This is a genomic window from Larkinella sp. VNQ87 (assembly GCF_049445795.1).
In the GTDB taxonomy this organism is placed as follows: Bacteria; Bacteroidota; Bacteroidia; order Cytophagales; family Spirosomataceae; genus Larkinella.
On the sequence record NZ_JBMSDT010000009.1, the window covers coordinates 222,437 to 237,206 of the forward strand.

Annotated in this window: 14 protein-coding genes; 12 read left to right on the forward strand and 2 right to left on the reverse strand. The window is 51.7% G+C overall.

Features of this window, described 5'->3' with window-relative positions:
• Positions 1 to 175: 175 nt before the first annotated feature.
• On the forward strand, positions 176 to 1,399 hold the full coding sequence (sucC, locus tag ACO2Q8_RS17380; RefSeq protein WP_423346114.1) for an ADP-forming succinate--CoA ligase subunit beta: 1,224 nt from the start codon (positions 176 to 178) through the stop codon (positions 1,397 to 1,399).
• Positions 1,400 to 1,504: 105 nt separating this feature from the next.
• Here the strand turns inward: sucC and ACO2Q8_RS17385 are convergent, their stop codons facing one another.
• Positions 1,505 to 2,332 (reverse strand): M48 family metallopeptidase, encoded by an 828-nt coding sequence (locus tag ACO2Q8_RS17385; protein WP_423346115.1) that lies wholly within the window; start codon positions 2,330 to 2,332, stop codon positions 1,505 to 1,507.
• A 154-nt stretch (positions 2,333 to 2,486) separates the two neighbouring features.
• On the opposite strand from ACO2Q8_RS17385, the gene ACO2Q8_RS17390 reads away from it, so the two are divergent.
• The 11 genes from ACO2Q8_RS17390 (at position 2,487) to ACO2Q8_RS17440 (ending at position 11,534) form a co-directional block, all read left to right on the forward strand.
• Positions 2,487 to 3,098 (forward strand): fumarylacetoacetate hydrolase family protein, encoded by a 612-nt coding sequence (locus tag ACO2Q8_RS17390; RefSeq protein WP_423346116.1) that lies wholly within the window; start codon positions 2,487 to 2,489, stop codon positions 3,096 to 3,098.
• Between the two features lie 82 nt (positions 3,099 to 3,180).
• Positions 3,181 to 5,112 (forward strand): M23 family metallopeptidase, encoded by a 1,932-nt coding sequence (locus ACO2Q8_RS17395; RefSeq protein WP_423346117.1) that lies wholly within the window; start codon positions 3,181 to 3,183, stop codon positions 5,110 to 5,112.
• Positions 5,113 to 5,178: 66 nt separating this feature from the next.
• A complete protein-coding gene (bcp, locus tag ACO2Q8_RS17400) occupies positions 5,179 to 5,628 on the forward strand; it encodes a thioredoxin-dependent thiol peroxidase (protein ID WP_423346118.1) in 450 nt (149 codons plus the stop codon).
• Positions 5,629 to 5,692: 64 nt separating this feature from the next.
• On the forward strand, positions 5,693 to 6,550 hold the full coding sequence (locus tag ACO2Q8_RS17405) for a transketolase (RefSeq protein ID WP_423346119.1): 858 nt from the start codon (positions 5,693 to 5,695) through the stop codon (positions 6,548 to 6,550).
• 2 nt (positions 6,551 to 6,552) lie between these two features.
• A complete protein-coding gene (locus ACO2Q8_RS17410; RefSeq protein WP_423346120.1) occupies positions 6,553 to 7,575 on the forward strand; it encodes an AAA family ATPase in 1,023 nt (340 codons plus the stop codon).
• The gene (locus ACO2Q8_RS17415; RefSeq protein WP_423346121.1) at positions 7,569 to 8,120 is read left to right on the forward strand and encodes a hypothetical protein; all 552 of its coding nucleotides are present in this window, start codon (positions 7,569 to 7,571) and stop codon (positions 8,118 to 8,120) included. The genes ACO2Q8_RS17410 and ACO2Q8_RS17415 overlap by 7 nt, the downstream gene beginning before the upstream one ends.
• Positions 8,117 to 9,073: a transketolase family protein gene (locus tag ACO2Q8_RS17420; RefSeq protein ID WP_423346122.1), complete on the forward strand. Its 957-nt coding sequence runs from the start codon at positions 8,117 to 8,119 to the stop codon at positions 9,071 to 9,073. The genes ACO2Q8_RS17415 and ACO2Q8_RS17420 overlap by 4 nt, the downstream gene beginning before the upstream one ends.
• 93 nt (positions 9,074 to 9,166) lie before the next feature.
• Positions 9,167 to 9,727 (forward strand): RNA polymerase sigma factor, encoded by a 561-nt coding sequence (locus ACO2Q8_RS17425; RefSeq protein ID WP_423346123.1) that lies wholly within the window; start codon positions 9,167 to 9,169, stop codon positions 9,725 to 9,727.
• Positions 9,728 to 9,772: 45 nt separating this feature from the next.
• A complete protein-coding gene (locus tag ACO2Q8_RS17430; RefSeq protein ID WP_423346124.1) occupies positions 9,773 to 10,225 on the forward strand; it encodes a hypothetical protein in 453 nt (150 codons plus the stop codon).
• Between the two features lie 127 nt (positions 10,226 to 10,352).
• Positions 10,353 to 10,760, forward strand: coding sequence for a hypothetical protein (locus tag ACO2Q8_RS17435; RefSeq protein WP_423346125.1), 408 nt, complete (start codon positions 10,353 to 10,355; stop codon positions 10,758 to 10,760).
• A 180-nt stretch (positions 10,761 to 10,940) separates the two neighbouring features.
• Positions 10,941 to 11,534: an HD domain-containing protein gene (locus ACO2Q8_RS17440; RefSeq protein ID WP_423346126.1), complete on the forward strand. Its 594-nt coding sequence runs from the start codon at positions 10,941 to 10,943 to the stop codon at positions 11,532 to 11,534.
• Here the strand turns inward: ACO2Q8_RS17440 and ACO2Q8_RS17445 are convergent.
• Positions 11,515 to 14,760, reverse strand: a complete 3,246-nt coding sequence (locus tag ACO2Q8_RS17445; RefSeq protein WP_423346127.1) for a cyclic nucleotide-binding domain-containing protein — start codon at positions 14,758 to 14,760, stop codon at positions 11,515 to 11,517. The genes ACO2Q8_RS17440 and ACO2Q8_RS17445 overlap by 20 nt on opposite strands.
• Positions 14,761 to 14,770: the final 10 nt, after the last annotated feature.

Sequence of the window (14,770 nt, forward strand, 5' to 3'; positions counted from 1 at the left end):
GATTAGAAGCATCCGGTTTGTCCTGATTTGAATCATTCGTCGAAAAAACGGATGTCGTAGCAAACCGACCGTTTTGCTGAATATTAAAAACGAAAGAAGTTGTTCTGCTACCTTTCGGTAAACTATCTTTACCGCGAAAATAGTCTTTTTTTCACCATTCCTTGTTTCGCTCCTTATGAACATTCACGAGTACCAGGGCAAAGAGATATTGAAACAGTACGGTGTCCGGGTTCAGGAAGGCATCGTGGCTGAGTCGCCCGAGAAAGCCGTTGAAGCCGCCAAGCAGATCATGGCGCAAACCAATTCGAAGTTCGTTGTGATTAAGTCACAAATCCACGCCGGTGGACGCGGAAAGGGTAAAATCCAGGGTTCGGAGCAACGGGGTGTCCAACTGGCGAAATCGGTCGACGATGTGCGGGAGATTTCCAAAAATATCATCGGCAATATCCTGGTTACGCACCAGACCGGTCCGGAAGGTAAAAAAGTGAACAAGGTCTTGGTAGCCCAGGATGTTTATTATCCCGGCGCATCAGAACCCAAAGAATATTACATCGGTATTCTGCTCGACCGCGCCAAAGCCTGTAACGTCATCATGGCCAGCACCGAAGGCGGGATGGACATTGAAGAAGTGGCTGAGCATACGCCCGAAAAAATCGTGAAAGAATGGGTTGATCCGACCATTGGGCTGCAACCGTTCCAGGTCCGGAACATCGCCTTTGCGCTCGGTCTGGAAGGCGAAGCCTTCAAAGAAATGGTCAAATTTATCGGCTCGCTGTACAAAGCCTACGTCGAAACGGATTCGTCCATGTTTGAAATCAATCCGGTTTTGAAAACGTCGGACAATAAAATTCTGGCCGTCGATGCCAAAGTGAATCTGGATGACAACGCGCTGTACCGTCATCCGGATCTGAAAAACCTGCGCGACATCACGGAGGAAGATCCGCTGGAAGTCGAAGCAACGGCCAACGACCTGAACTACGTCAAACTGGATGGCAATGTCGGCTGTATGGTGAATGGTGCCGGTTTGGCGATGGCTACGATGGACATCATCAAACTGTCAGGTGGCGAACCCGCCAACTTCCTGGATGTCGGCGGTGGTGCAAATGCCAAAACTGTCGAAGCCGGTTTCCGGATCATCCTGAAAGACCCGAACGTGAAAGCCATCCTGATCAACATCTTTGGCGGAATCGTGCGCGGGGATCGCGTGGCCACGGGCGTGGTGGAAGCCTACAAGGCCATCGGCGATATCAAAGTGCCGATCATCGTCCGACTGCAGGGAACCAACGCCGAAGAAGGTGCCCGCATCATTGACGAATCCGGGCTGAAAGTATACTCCGCCGTCCAGTTGAAAGACGCGGCTGCGAAAGTGAAGCAGGTGCTGGAGGAGATGGGGGCGTAGTTTAAGAATGTTATTACACAGAGTTAATCAGAGGTTATCAGAGTTAATCTGAGAAACCCTGATAACCTCTGATATTCTCTGATCAACCCTGTGTAACAATTAAATTTATCTCCTCGCCTGCTGGTAATACCGCATCGCGTCCGGCATTTGTTTTTGCAGATCCCGAATCCGGCGTTCATCTGATGGGTGGGTTGACAGAAATTCCGGCGGTTTTTGACCCGATCCGGCTTTCGCCATCCGGCTCCAGAAACTCACCGCTTCCTGCGGATCATACCCCGCCATCGCCATAAAGATTAACCCCAGCTTATCAGCTTCCGACTCCTGCGCGCGGCTGTGGGGCAAGGCCCGGCCCACCTGATAAGCAATCGGCAAACCCGCTCCCACGGCCTGGAGCAGCAACGCATTGGTCTGGCTCCGCTGGTTTTGCGACATGGTTCCGAGTACCAACTGGCCTCCCTGCATCAATCCGTTTGCCAGCAAGCCCTCGCTCATCCGTTCGTTGCCGTGTTCGGCAATGGCGTGCGATACTTCATGGCCCATTACCGTTGCCACCCCGGCTTCGTTTTGGGTGTATTTCAGAATACCGGTGTAGAAAGCCACCTTGCCGCCCGGCATACACCAGGCGTTTACCTGCGGACTTTCAATCAGGTTAAACTCCCACTGAAAACCGTTCAGCCGTTCGCTCAGATTGTTGGCCGCCATGTACGACTCGACCGCCCGCTGAATGCGAACACCCACGCGTTTGATCATATCTTCCTGAGACCCGTTCCGGACAACCCGGCTCGTATCAAGCACTTCCTTATAATTCGTAAAACTCAGCGGTAACATCTGAGAGTTGGGAATCAATTTCAGTTGGTTACGGCCCGTAAGCGGGACTTTTTGACAGGCAATGATCAGGCCAGTCAGCAGCATGGCCATTATCGCTCTTTTCATGGTTTAACGTATGATGGTGTTTATAAAAATTTAGACGCCAAAACTACCTACTAGAGACTGTTAGAGGCCCGAGTTTGTTCAAAAATTTTAATAAGCATGCGGTTGAGCCGTCTTTCCTGTTTAGATTTGCGCGAAAAGCAAACGTTTAATTCGCATGAAAATCATTGCCGTCGGACGGAATTACGCTGAACATATTAAAGAACTGAACAACGAACAGCCCGACGACCCGGTGATCTTCACCAAACCCGAAACGGCCCTGCTCCGACCCGGCGATCCGTTCTTCTACCCCGACTTTTCACAGGACGTTCATTACGAAGTGGAGATCCTGGTGCGCATCAGCCGGACCGGCAAAAACATCGATCAGAAATTTGCACACCGGTATTACGACGAAATCGGCGTCGGCATCGATTTCACGGCCCGCGACCTGCAATCGAAGCTGAAAGCCAAGGGCTTGCCCTGGGATCTGGCGAAAGGCTTCAACGGTTCGGCTCCCATGTCGCCGTTCATTCCCAAAACCGACTTCCCGGATTTGCGCAACCTGAATTTCCGGCTTGATGTCAACGGCGAAACCCGGCAGGCTGGCAATACCTCCATGATGCTGTACGATATCGATTACCTGATTTCCTTTGTTTCCAACTACTTCATGCTCTTGCAAGGCGACATTCTGTTTACCGGTACGCCCAAAGGCGTCGGTCCGGTGAAGGTCGGCGACCGGTTGACGGCCTATATCGAAGATCGGAAAATGCTGGAGTTTGAGGTAAAATAGCGTTGAGTCCTGTAGCAGGAATATGGTAGAAATAGCGAGAAACAAGCGAATTTGCGCGGTTGGATTGGGATTATTCCTGCTCTTGCATTCGGTCGTTTTCGGGCAAACACCCGACAAAACCATTCTGAAAGCCGTTCAGCCCGGCTATTTTCTGTTTCCGATCATGCCCGGCGAAGCCAACTCGCTCTCGGGCGGTTTGGGCGATCTGCGGCCGAACCACTTCCACGCCGGAATCGACATCCGGACGGCCCAGCGCGAAGGACTCGACGTCTACGCAGCCGCCGATGGCTACGTCTCCCGGATTGCGGTTTTTACGGGCGGGTACGGAAACGTCATTTTTATCAAGCATCCCAACGGCCTGACCACGGTGTATGGCCACCTGAAAACGCTGAACGACACGCTCGGGCGGTTTTTACGGGCCGAACAATACAAGAAACAGACGTTTGAGATCGATCTGCGCCCGGCCCCGAACCGGTTTCCGGTGAAAAAAGGGGAAATCATCGCGTTGTCGGGCAATACCGGGGGATCGGGTGGTCCGCACCTGCACTTTGAAATCCGCGACGATAAAAATAACCTGCTGAATCCGCTTCTCTTTGGCTTTCAGGAAATTGCCGACGATGTACCTCCCCTGTTCGAACGCATCGCGCTGCAACCGCTGACCCCCACCTCCCGCATCAACGGACAGGCCGGGCGCGTCACGCTGACGCCGGTGCGGCAGGCCAACGGTAATTACGTGCTGACGCAGCCGGTTTCGGCCAGCGGTTTGCTCGGTCTGGAAGTGCTGGCTTTCGACCGCACCAGCGGTTCGCCCTTCAAAAACGGATTGACGTGCATTGAAATTCAATTGGACGACCGCGAGGTGTTTGCTTACAACATGAACACCTTCCCGAACGAAGAATCCCGGCTGATCAACCTGCATATGAATTACGGCATCGAGCAGTTGTCCGGCCAGCGGTTTCACCGCTGCTACCTGGCCGATGGCAATACGCTGAACCTCTACCGGTACGACCAGACGCGCGGCAAACTACCCCTCTTCGACGGCCAGCCCCACGAGGTTCGGATTACGCTGTACGACTGTTTTCAGCACACCACCCACCTGCGGTTTACGATCCGCCCGGAAACGGGAGAAACCGCTCCGGTGCTGTTGAAACCGAGCAAGTTACCAACGGCCATCTTCAGTTCGCAGGATGACAACACGCTGATTATCCGGGCGCGAAATTTCCCGACGGCGGTGGCCCCGGTGGCTCAACTTTATCTTGATGGTGAACCGGAAGAACTCCCGGTTTCGTACATTCGGGCCAACGAAGCCTATTATGTGGTTGATTTGCAGCAACAATTGCCCGATTCGGTTCAGGTTGGAAAAACCGTACTGCCGCTGAATTTTCGAAAACGGATTGTACCCGGAAAAACCGACTCGTACCAAGACGCTGCCATCACGGTCGGTTTTGCCCCGGAAAGTCTCTACGACACCCTGCACCTGGCCGTTTATTCTTCAGGGAATCGGTTATCGATCAATCAGGGAACGATTGCGTTAAAGGATCATGTCGACGTGGATTTCATTCCGTCCGAACCGGTCGTCAACCCCGCCCGGACGCAGATGTACCTCATTAACGGCAACCGGCGGTATTACGTAGGCGGTTTTTGGAAAGACAATCATTTTCTATTCCGAACGCGGCAGTTGGGTACCTTTCAGTTGCTGACCGACGCCAATCCGCCCACGGTCAAACTCCTGCGGAAAGATCACCAGGCCCTGGTGGCCACGGTGAAGGATGACTTGTCAGGACTGGATACGGTGCGGGCGATGGTCAACGGCGAATGGATTCTGATGCAGTACGATTACAAACGGGCGCTCATCTGGTCGGATAAACTCGATCCCACGAAACCGTTTGAGGGGTCGGTGGTGTTGGAAGTAAAAGACCGGGCCGGTAACCTGACCACCGTGACGGCCACGCTTCCCCCCGCTCCGCGCCCGGCGTTGGTGGATTCGGCGGCTGTTTCGGACAAGGAAAACTAGGCAAAACCGGGTAATTTGCGTTTTTTGGCGTTAATTGCCCTTTCGAAGACTCTAACACCCACAACTATGGCACTCCAGATCGGCGACGCGGCTCCCGACTTCGAAACCCGCGACCAGAATGGCAACCCCGTCCGACTGTCGGATTACCGGGGCAAAAAGGTCGTTCTGTATTTTTACCCGAAAGACGACACGCCCGGCTGCACGGCCGAGGCCTGTAGCTTGCGCGACAACTACGAACACCTGCAAAAACAGGGCTACGAAGTGCTGGGCGTCAGTGTCGATGACGAAAAGTCACACCAGAAGTTCATTAAAAAGTATAACCTGCCGTTTGCGTTGCTGGCCGATACCGATCACCAGATTGTGGAAGCCTACGACGTCTGGCAGGAAAAAAACATGTATGGCCGCAAATACATGGGCATTGTCCGGACGACGTTTGTAATCGATGAAACCGGAACGATTACCGAAATCATCACCAAAGTCGACACCGAAAAACACGCGGAACAGATTCTGAAATAAACGTAGCGCGGACTTTAGTCCGCCTTTCATCCTAAAAAATGCGGACTAAAGTCCGCAGGTACGTATGGAAATTCAACAATTACAACACATTGCCACGCAGGTCCGGCGGGATATTGTCCGGATGGTCCACGCCGTTAACTCCGGACACCCCGGCGGTTCGCTAGGCTGCACTGATTTGCTGGTCGCCCTGTATTTTGACGTGATGCGCCTGAAGCGCGACGACGAAGGCAAGGCGATATTCGACATGGATGCCCGCGACGAAGATGTTTTCTTTTTGTCAAACGGCCACATTTCGCCGGTTTTTTACAGCGTGCTGGCGCGTTCGGGCTATTTCCCAGTTTCGGAACTGGCCACGTTCCGGAAGCTCAACAGCCGGTTGCAGGGCCACCCGGCCACGGCTGAACACCTGCCGGGGATTCGGATTGCGTCGGGTTCGCTGGGTCAGGGCTTGTCGGTAGCCTGCGGGGCGGCTTTTGCCAAACGACTGAACGGCGACGACAAGCATGTTTACGTGCTGATGGGCGACGGGGAGCAGCAGGAAGGCCAGATTTGGGAAGCCGCTTCGTTTGCGCCCCACCACAAACTCGGCAACCTGACCGCCATCATCGACTTCAACGGCCAGCAAATCGACGGCCCGACCAACCTGGTGATGAACAACCGCGACCTGGGCGCCAAATACCGGGCCTTCGGCTGGAACGTGACCGAGATGCACGGCAACGACATGAGCGACATCATCAAAACCCTGCACGAATCGAAAACCGACCCGGAAGTGCCGACGCTGATTCTGATGAAAACCGAGATGGGCTACGGCGTCGATTACATGATGGGCAGCCACAAATGGCACGGCGTGGCCCCGAACGACGAGCAACTCGCCGTCGCCCTGAACCAACTGCCAATCACGGCCGGAATGGAAGATTATTAAGTATGAAGATCAAACGCCTGGTTATCGAAAATTTCAAGTCCATCGAACGGATTGAGCTCATCGAGCCCAATCCGTTCACGGTCTTCGTCGGCCCCAACGGTTCCGGCAAATCGAATATTTTCGAGGCTTTGGAGTTTGTGAATTTGCATGAGAAGTTTGCTTCAAATAATGATATTAGTCAGGTATACTTCCGAAGTGATGCTGGGAGATTATACGGTGGTCCTATTAAGTTCTTAAACAGATCAATTTTTTCTCCAGCTTTCAAATTCGGTTGTTTTTTTGACTCATTTACAACATCAATAGAGATTGATTATACTGATAACATTTCTGATCCTTTACAAGGGCCTCTTAGTTTGGGAGAAAATTTTGGTATTGGTAATGTCAACTTTGAAGAATATCAACAGTTCTACAACAGATATTCTAGAATCTTCGTTGGGAATGAGAAATTAGTCAAACTTCCATTCAACGATAACACGACATTATCGCTTTCTGCAAAAAACTTAGAGTCTGTTCTAAAAAGAATACTAGATAACCCTATTTTAAGAAATGAAATCTTTGAATGGCTTGAGTTGTTCATACCTGAGTTTAAGAATATCGAAATAATAACAAATCAATATCGGTCAGAAGAGGTTCTATTTTGGTATGATCAGTATGCAGAAAAACCGTTTACTAAGGATTTAATCTCTGACGGCACCTTCAATATTCTAGTCTTACTAACCGCCATTTACCAAAGTGAAGAACCCCAATTTCTCTGCATTGAAGAACCGGAAAATGGCTTAAATCCGAAAGTAGTACGAGAGTTGGTCAATCTTTGCCGATACGCCTGTGAGGAAAAAGGTCATTTTATTTGGCTCAATACGCATTCGCAAACGCTCGTATCGCAGTTAACACCTGATGAAATTATACTAGTTGATAAAAAACAAGGCGCAACGCAAACCAAGCAAATTAAAGGAATGAATCTGCACGGTTTGCCGATGGATGAAGCGTGGCTATCCAAAGTCCTCGGAGGTGGACTGCCGTGGTAAAACTGGGTCTTATTTGCGAAGGAGAATCAGAGAGTTACATCTTTGACACTGATTCGTTTAAAGCATTTCTTGCGACCTTACACATTGAGTTAATTGGAATCGCTGAAACCGGGAGTAAAAATCAATACCTCGGTGATCGACTAATCAGATACCGGCAAATTTTGTTAGATCAAGGAGCCGAAAAGATCATTGCACTCATTGATTTAGACCGTGATGCTTGTATTACCGTGACCAAGCAAAATGTTCTTCCTTTTGATAATCAAATGGTGGTCGTTGCCGTCAAAGAATTTGAAAACTGGTACTTAGCCGACACAGAAGCGCTCAGCAGGCTGTTAGGCAATCAGGTTCACATCGACTATCCAGAAAACGATTTTGAACCATTTAAAACCATTGCTCACCTAAACCGCAAAGGCTTCGGTGGAAGCAAACCGCGTTTAGCCATGAAAATGCGGGCGAACGGCTTCTCCGTCGAGCGGGCCGCCCAACACCCTAACTGCCCGAGTGCGAATTACTTTTTAACTAAATTGCAATCGCTTAGACCATGAAAAAATACACCTATACCGAAAAGAAAGACACTCGCTCCGGCTTCGGCGCGGGTATTCTCGAACTGGGCCGCACCAACCCGAACGTGGTGGCCCTGACCGCCGACCTGGCCGGTTCGCTCAAGCTAGAAGGCTTCATTAAGGAGTTTCCGGAACGCTACGTCCAGTGCGGGATTTCGGAAGCGAATATGATCGGCGTGTCGGCCGGGTTGACCATCGGTGGCAAAATCCCGTTTGCGACCTCGTTTGCGAACTTTGCCACCGGGCGCGTCTATGACCAGATCCGGCAGTCGGTTTGCTATTCGAACAAAAACGTTAAAATCTGCGCGTCACACGCCGGGTTGACACTGGGCGAAGACGGGGCCACGCACCAGATTCTGGAAGACCTTGGCATGATGAAAATGCTGCCGCACATGACCGTCATCAACCCCTGCGATTTCAACCAGACCAAAGCCGCCACCATCGCCATCGCCGAACACGTCGGGCCGGTGTACCTGCGCTTTGGCCGTCCGGTGGTGCCGATTTTCACCCCCGCCGACCAGAAATTCGAAATCGGGAAGGCGCTCGTGCTGAACGAGGGGCCGGACGTATCGATTTTTGCGACGGGCCACCTGGTGTGGGAAGCCATCAAAGCCGGTGAAATCCTGGCCGAACAGGGCGTCGAAGCCGACATCATCAATATTCATACGATAAAACCGTTAGATGAAGAAGCGATTCTGGCGTCGGTACGGAAAACCGGTTGCGCCGTATCAGCCGAAGAACACCAATTGAATGGCGGGTTGGGTGATAGCGTAGCCCAGGTCTTGGCCCGGAATTACCCGGCCCCGCTCGAAATGATCGGCGTTCACGACAGTTTCGGCGAAAGCGGCACACCCGACCAGTTGATGCAAAAATACGGACTGACCGCCGAGAAAATTGTCGAAGCCGCCCTGCGGGCCAAAGCGCGAGTCGTTTAATGTTTATAGTTTATAGTTTATGGTTTATAGTTGGGCCAGGCGTATCAATTTATAAAACCATAAACTATAAACCGTAAACCATAAACTAACCCAATGTCTGACGAAGAGATCCTACAAAAATACCGCGATCCGCAAAGCCGGAATTATGCCTTTAACCTGCTGGTGCGCCAATACCAGCAGAAAATTTATTGGCATATTCGGAAAATGGTCATTGACCATGACGATGCGGATGATCTGGTGCAGGAAACCTTCATCAAAGTCTGGAATTCGCTGGAACAGTTTCGGGGCGATTCTCAGTTGTATACGTGGATATACCGAATTGCCACGAACGAATGTTTAAACTTTCTGAATAAAAAACGGCGCCGGTTTTTCCTGCCCATCGGCGATGTCGAGGGCGAACTGATGGAGAAACTGGAAAGCAATTCAGATTTTGTCACGGCAGGTACCGATCCATCCGGCGAGGAAATTCAGTTGAAGCTCCAGAAAGCGTTGTTAAAATTACCTGAAAAACAGCGACTTGTCTTTAACATGAAATACTTCGATGATATGAAATACGAAGATATTTCCGAAATTACAGGCACCTCGGTCGGAGCGCTCAAAGCGTCGTATCACCTGGCCGTAAAAAAAATTGAAGAATATCTGAACGGGAATTAAACCTGATACAAGCTTGCTTGTCAAACCGTTGTGCTGATTAAGACAATGGAACCGAAAAAACAAATACGACTTGACGAATTAGACCGGCAACATCCGCTGCGCCAACTGCCGTTTACGACGCCCGAAGGCTATTTCGACACCCTTCCGTCGCGGATTCAGGCCCAAACCGCCCAGCGGGCTGCTCATCGCCCGGTGCTCAACTGGTCGTGGCCACGGTCGGTGGCGACATTGGCCGGAGCGGGTTTAGTGGCGGCTTTGGTATGGTTTACGTACCCGGAACAGCAAAAATCCCTGGAACCGGAATTGCTGAGCAACGTCAGCAAGGAGTCGGTGCTGGATTATTTGCAGGAGCAGGATATTTATCTGGAAGATTATTCCGATGTACTTAACGCCCCGGCGACGTTGAATAATTCGAACCTGATTCAGGAATTGCAGGTGTCACCCGAAGTCATTAAGCAACTCGTGGAAGAAGATGCGGCCGGAACCGCAACCATCTAAGTAGATAACGGGTTTTACGTTTATGGTTTCTGGTAAGCTGCATTGAACTCACTACAAGACCCATAAATCGCACATAACAACCATATTCTACCGGATAATGACCGACTATTTATCATTTACCAACTCTATGAAATCGTTCACTAGCATACTGGTTTTGTGTTTTGGCTTACTGCTTACACGTCCGGCTGAAGCCCAGAATCAGGATCGCCAAAAGATAGAAAGCGCGAAGATTGGCCTAATTACCAACCGGTTGAATTTAACTACCGAGCAGGCGCCCCAGTTTTGGGCCATTTACAATGAATTCAGTGACAAACGCCGAGACATTACGCGGCAATTGCGTAAACCGAGTAAGTCCGGCGGAGCCATCGATGATTTGAACGAGTCGGTCGAGTTGAAACAAAAACTGGTGGATCTGGAGAAAGAATACAACGGCAAGTTTCTGCGCGTTATTTCGCCCCAGCAACTCCAGGAGTTGCACAACACCGAGCGGATGTTCAACAAAATGCTGATCGACCGGCTGAATCCACAGAATTAATTCCGACGATTTTCGACGAAAAATCTTTGCTATACTACGAGTACGACAAGCCCGGCAGGTTGACCGGGCTTTGTTTTTATAACGGTGAAAACCGGCTTGATAATTGCCGACACTAAAAATGTTTTTCGTTTCGTTCTGATTTCGCTTATTTTGGCCGCCGACGCCAGCCCTTTGATGCCGATGAATTTGCTCCAAGCCGAAGCCTTCATTCTTACCAAGTTACAGCAGGAGCTTTCGCCTACCCTGTATTACCACGGCTTTCACCATACCGTAGACGTTATAGAAGCGGCTGCACAACTGGCTCAGGCCGAAAAAGTTACCGACCCTCATGCCCTGGCCTTACTCCGCACGGCAGCACTATACCACGATTGTGGTTTTTTGACAACCTACCAGGGACACGAAGCCGAAGGCTGTCAGGTTGCCCGCGACGTGTTACCCGGTTTTTCGTATTCGCCGGACGACATTGAGCAGATTTGTAGAATGATTATGGCGACCAAAATACCGCAGAGCCCCCAGAATTTGCTTGAACAGATTTTGTGCGATGCGGACCTGGATTATCTGGGGCGTCCTGATTTTGAACCCATTTCCAGAACCCTGTTTGAAGAACTGAAGGTTCGCAGCATCGTAGCGGACGAACCGGCCTGGAACCGTATTCAGGTACGTTTCCTGGAAAGCCATCAGTATTGGACCCAAACCGCCCGAGCCTTACGACAGGATGCGAAGCAGCGCCAACTGGACCAATTGAGGGAAATTGTCAGCCATTACCCGGTTTGACGGCCATTGTTTGCAATTTTTCGTTTTGCAGCCGAATGCGCTGGCACAAAATCCGCATCATGTTCCGCAGCACTTCCTCCCGCTCTTCCATCAAATCATAAAAATCTTCGTGGTCGATCCGGAACAGCAGCACATCCGATGCCGCCAGGGCCGAGGCCGAGCGCGGTTCGGTATCCAACAGAGCGAGTTCGCCAAACACATCGCCCCGGTCAAACTGCGCCAGTCGTTCTTTGCGGTCGTAAATGTCGACAGCTCCCGAGTAAATCACGAACATGCAGTTCCCAATTTCGCCCTTTTCGAAGATGGTTTGTCCTTCCTGAAAGGAAACTTCTTTCATGATGGGCGCAATCGTACTCAGGATGTTTTCGGGCGTATCGGCGAAAAGCCGGGTGTTTTTCAAAACAATAACCCGTTCAAAATCAGAGATGTGGTCCTCGCTCGTTTTCATAAGTTGCCCAGAAATTGTGGGATGATCGGCCAGCAGGCGCTGATACCAATCGGGATGCTCGGTTTGCACGACTTGCAGAAGGCTATCGGCGCTTTCGCTCAGGAGTTGCACTGAATGCTGTACATAATGGCCTAAAATCCGGGTGTTGGCTAACGACCGGGGCGTCCACCGGCGTAGGGCAACCCCCAGCGTCCAGGTCGAAAACATGGTTTCGCCCTGGTGCAGGATAAATGTCAACAACGGCTCCTGTGCGTGAAAAGCCCCGAGTTGGGCGTCTACCAGCCGCACTTTTTCCGCTACGGGAAGATCATCGACCAAAGCTTGCAGGCACTGGTACACGACCCGAGGAATCAGGTTGTCGAGCATTTCGAGCGCGTTGGCCCGCCGTTCGCGCGAAGCATGATCGATACTCGACCGGACACTCGCAATCTCCTCACGGTTATAGACCTGCATGAGCAGATAGAAAATCCGTTGCAGCAACAGCCCCATTTCGTAATCGAGACAGGCCAGCAATTCGCGGTCGTTCTTGTGCAGACTGCCGTGCAACAGCCGCTGGGCCAGTCGCAATTCGTCTTGTACCACCGTCTCAAAAACCGCCGGGTCCGCCGGTTCGTGCTCCGAATGGCTTAGCGCCCGCAAAGCCGCCATACGTACCGACAAATCAGGGCGACCAACGAGTGAGGTCAGTAACCGATGGCTTTCCGGCGTTTTAATTTTGGCACAAACCGCAGCAATCCGGCGAATCAGCCCACTGTCCGTTGTCGACCCCAAGGCTTCTTCCAGGAATGGCAACGCTGCGTCCTGCATCTCGCCCAGACTCTGAGCCGCTACCCGCCAATGGTTTTTATCAGCCAGTAGCCGAACCAGATAGCGCGTTAAATTTACCTCATTCAGCGAACCCGCCGTTCGGATCGCTGCGTTAACCAGGAGTGGATTATCGTTCTGTAAAGAACTGGTAACGGTTTCTGTGTATTGTTTTAAGGCCCGCAACCGTATAATATCCAAAACCGCCAGCCGGTTTTCGACCCCGGCCGACTGGCTCAGTTCCTCAAAGCTATCTGTCGCCGGTTTGCTAAACGCCCGGTTTTTCAGACTGCCCAGAATAGCTCCTTTTCGAAGGCTGAGATCGGGATGCCGAAGCAATTCCGAAACCGACTGGACATCCGCTTTTGGCAATCCGCAATACAGCCGACTCCCCGATTCGCGAATGTCAGGGTTGGAGTCCCGAACGGCCAGTGCATACAGCGCCGGGGCATCGACCGAAAACTTCAGTTCACCAGCGGTGTCGAGCATAAACCGCCGAACCTGCGCATCCGGGTGTTTCAGCAAACTTGTTGCTACCTCGTTCAGCTTATCCGGGCGGTGGGTTTTCAGCCAGCCGATGGCGTTGATCACTTCCTCGACGCGGGTACTTTCCAGATTCTTCAAAACGAGTTTCAGGACTTCGTCGGGAACTACCAGGTCATTGGTTTCCAAAAACCGCCGACTTAGCGCCGACTTCAGTTCGTTCATGTAATTTTGGTACGTCCGGCGCAGGAACCAGAAGGCCACCAGCGTTCCGACCCCCATCCAGGTAAACAACACCCACTCGTTCAGTTCCAAAAAAGCGTGGAAGGTGTAAATCAGAATACCGGCCAGGGCCATCCCCAGCGGCTCATAAAAACCTTTGACGAGCGTGTGGCCCTGCAAGCGTTGTTGGGTCGTCAGCGGTTGAAAAAGGACCAGGAAAACCGGGTCGAACAACGACCGGCGCATCACCTCGAACGTCAGGTACAGAGCGCAGTAGTAGAGCAACCAGGTTGACTCTCCAACCCCGGCGAAAAAGACCAGCGCAAACACCAGTACACCCACCAAAGCCGTCGACGGCAGCAATTGCAGCGACCGCCGGATGCCCAGCCGATCCAGCGCCGGGCGCGACACCAACACCTTGACAACCATGGCTACCAGGTACGTCAGGGCCAAGACTTTACTGACGTATTGCAACAGTGAGGTCGTCGCGTGGATTTTGTATTTGACGTTAATAAAAAACGCATATTCAACACTGGCGGCCACCATGGCCACGGCGACCAGGCTCAGGCACATCCAAGTAATCAGGTGGCTGTTGCCAAACAACTGCTTGACCAGCCGAGACTGTACTTCCTGCCGGACACGAACCGCCCCGTGAGAAGTGTGTACATCGTGTGAACGATACGTCTGTTTCAGGATATAAATAGCCGCCAGGAAGGACCCAAAAGCCACCAGCAACAGGTAAACCATGTCCATGTGCGCATGCACCAAAGCCGCCAGAACTGCCCCCAGCGCCTTGGCAGGCATGTCGCCCGAACTGATTACGCTGAACAGCCGTTTGCTTTGCCGCACATCGAACACCACCGCCGACACGCCCCAGAATTCGAGGTTGGTCAGTAGGTAAATGATTCGAAAACCGACCATAATGGCAATGGATGCCCAGACCGAGTGCCCCGCAATAACCAGTATATCGATGATAAACGTCAGGATAATAACCGCCCAGATGACCCGCACGGCCAGCGTTCGCAGGGCCAGATGATGTTCGTAGTGGGTGTAAAGCTTCCCGACGCCCATCATGGCCAGGGCCGAAACGACGTACGCAATGGGCAGACTGGTTTCGGGGTGATTTTCAAGCAGAATAACGTTGGCAGAGACGTAGACCAGGATGGTCCCAATACCGAGGAAAAAATTATGCAGAAAAAATAACCAGACTGTTCGAACTTCGTGCGGGCGGACACCAATGGAACGATAGAACTTTTGCGCTGGCGACATGCCGTTTTCA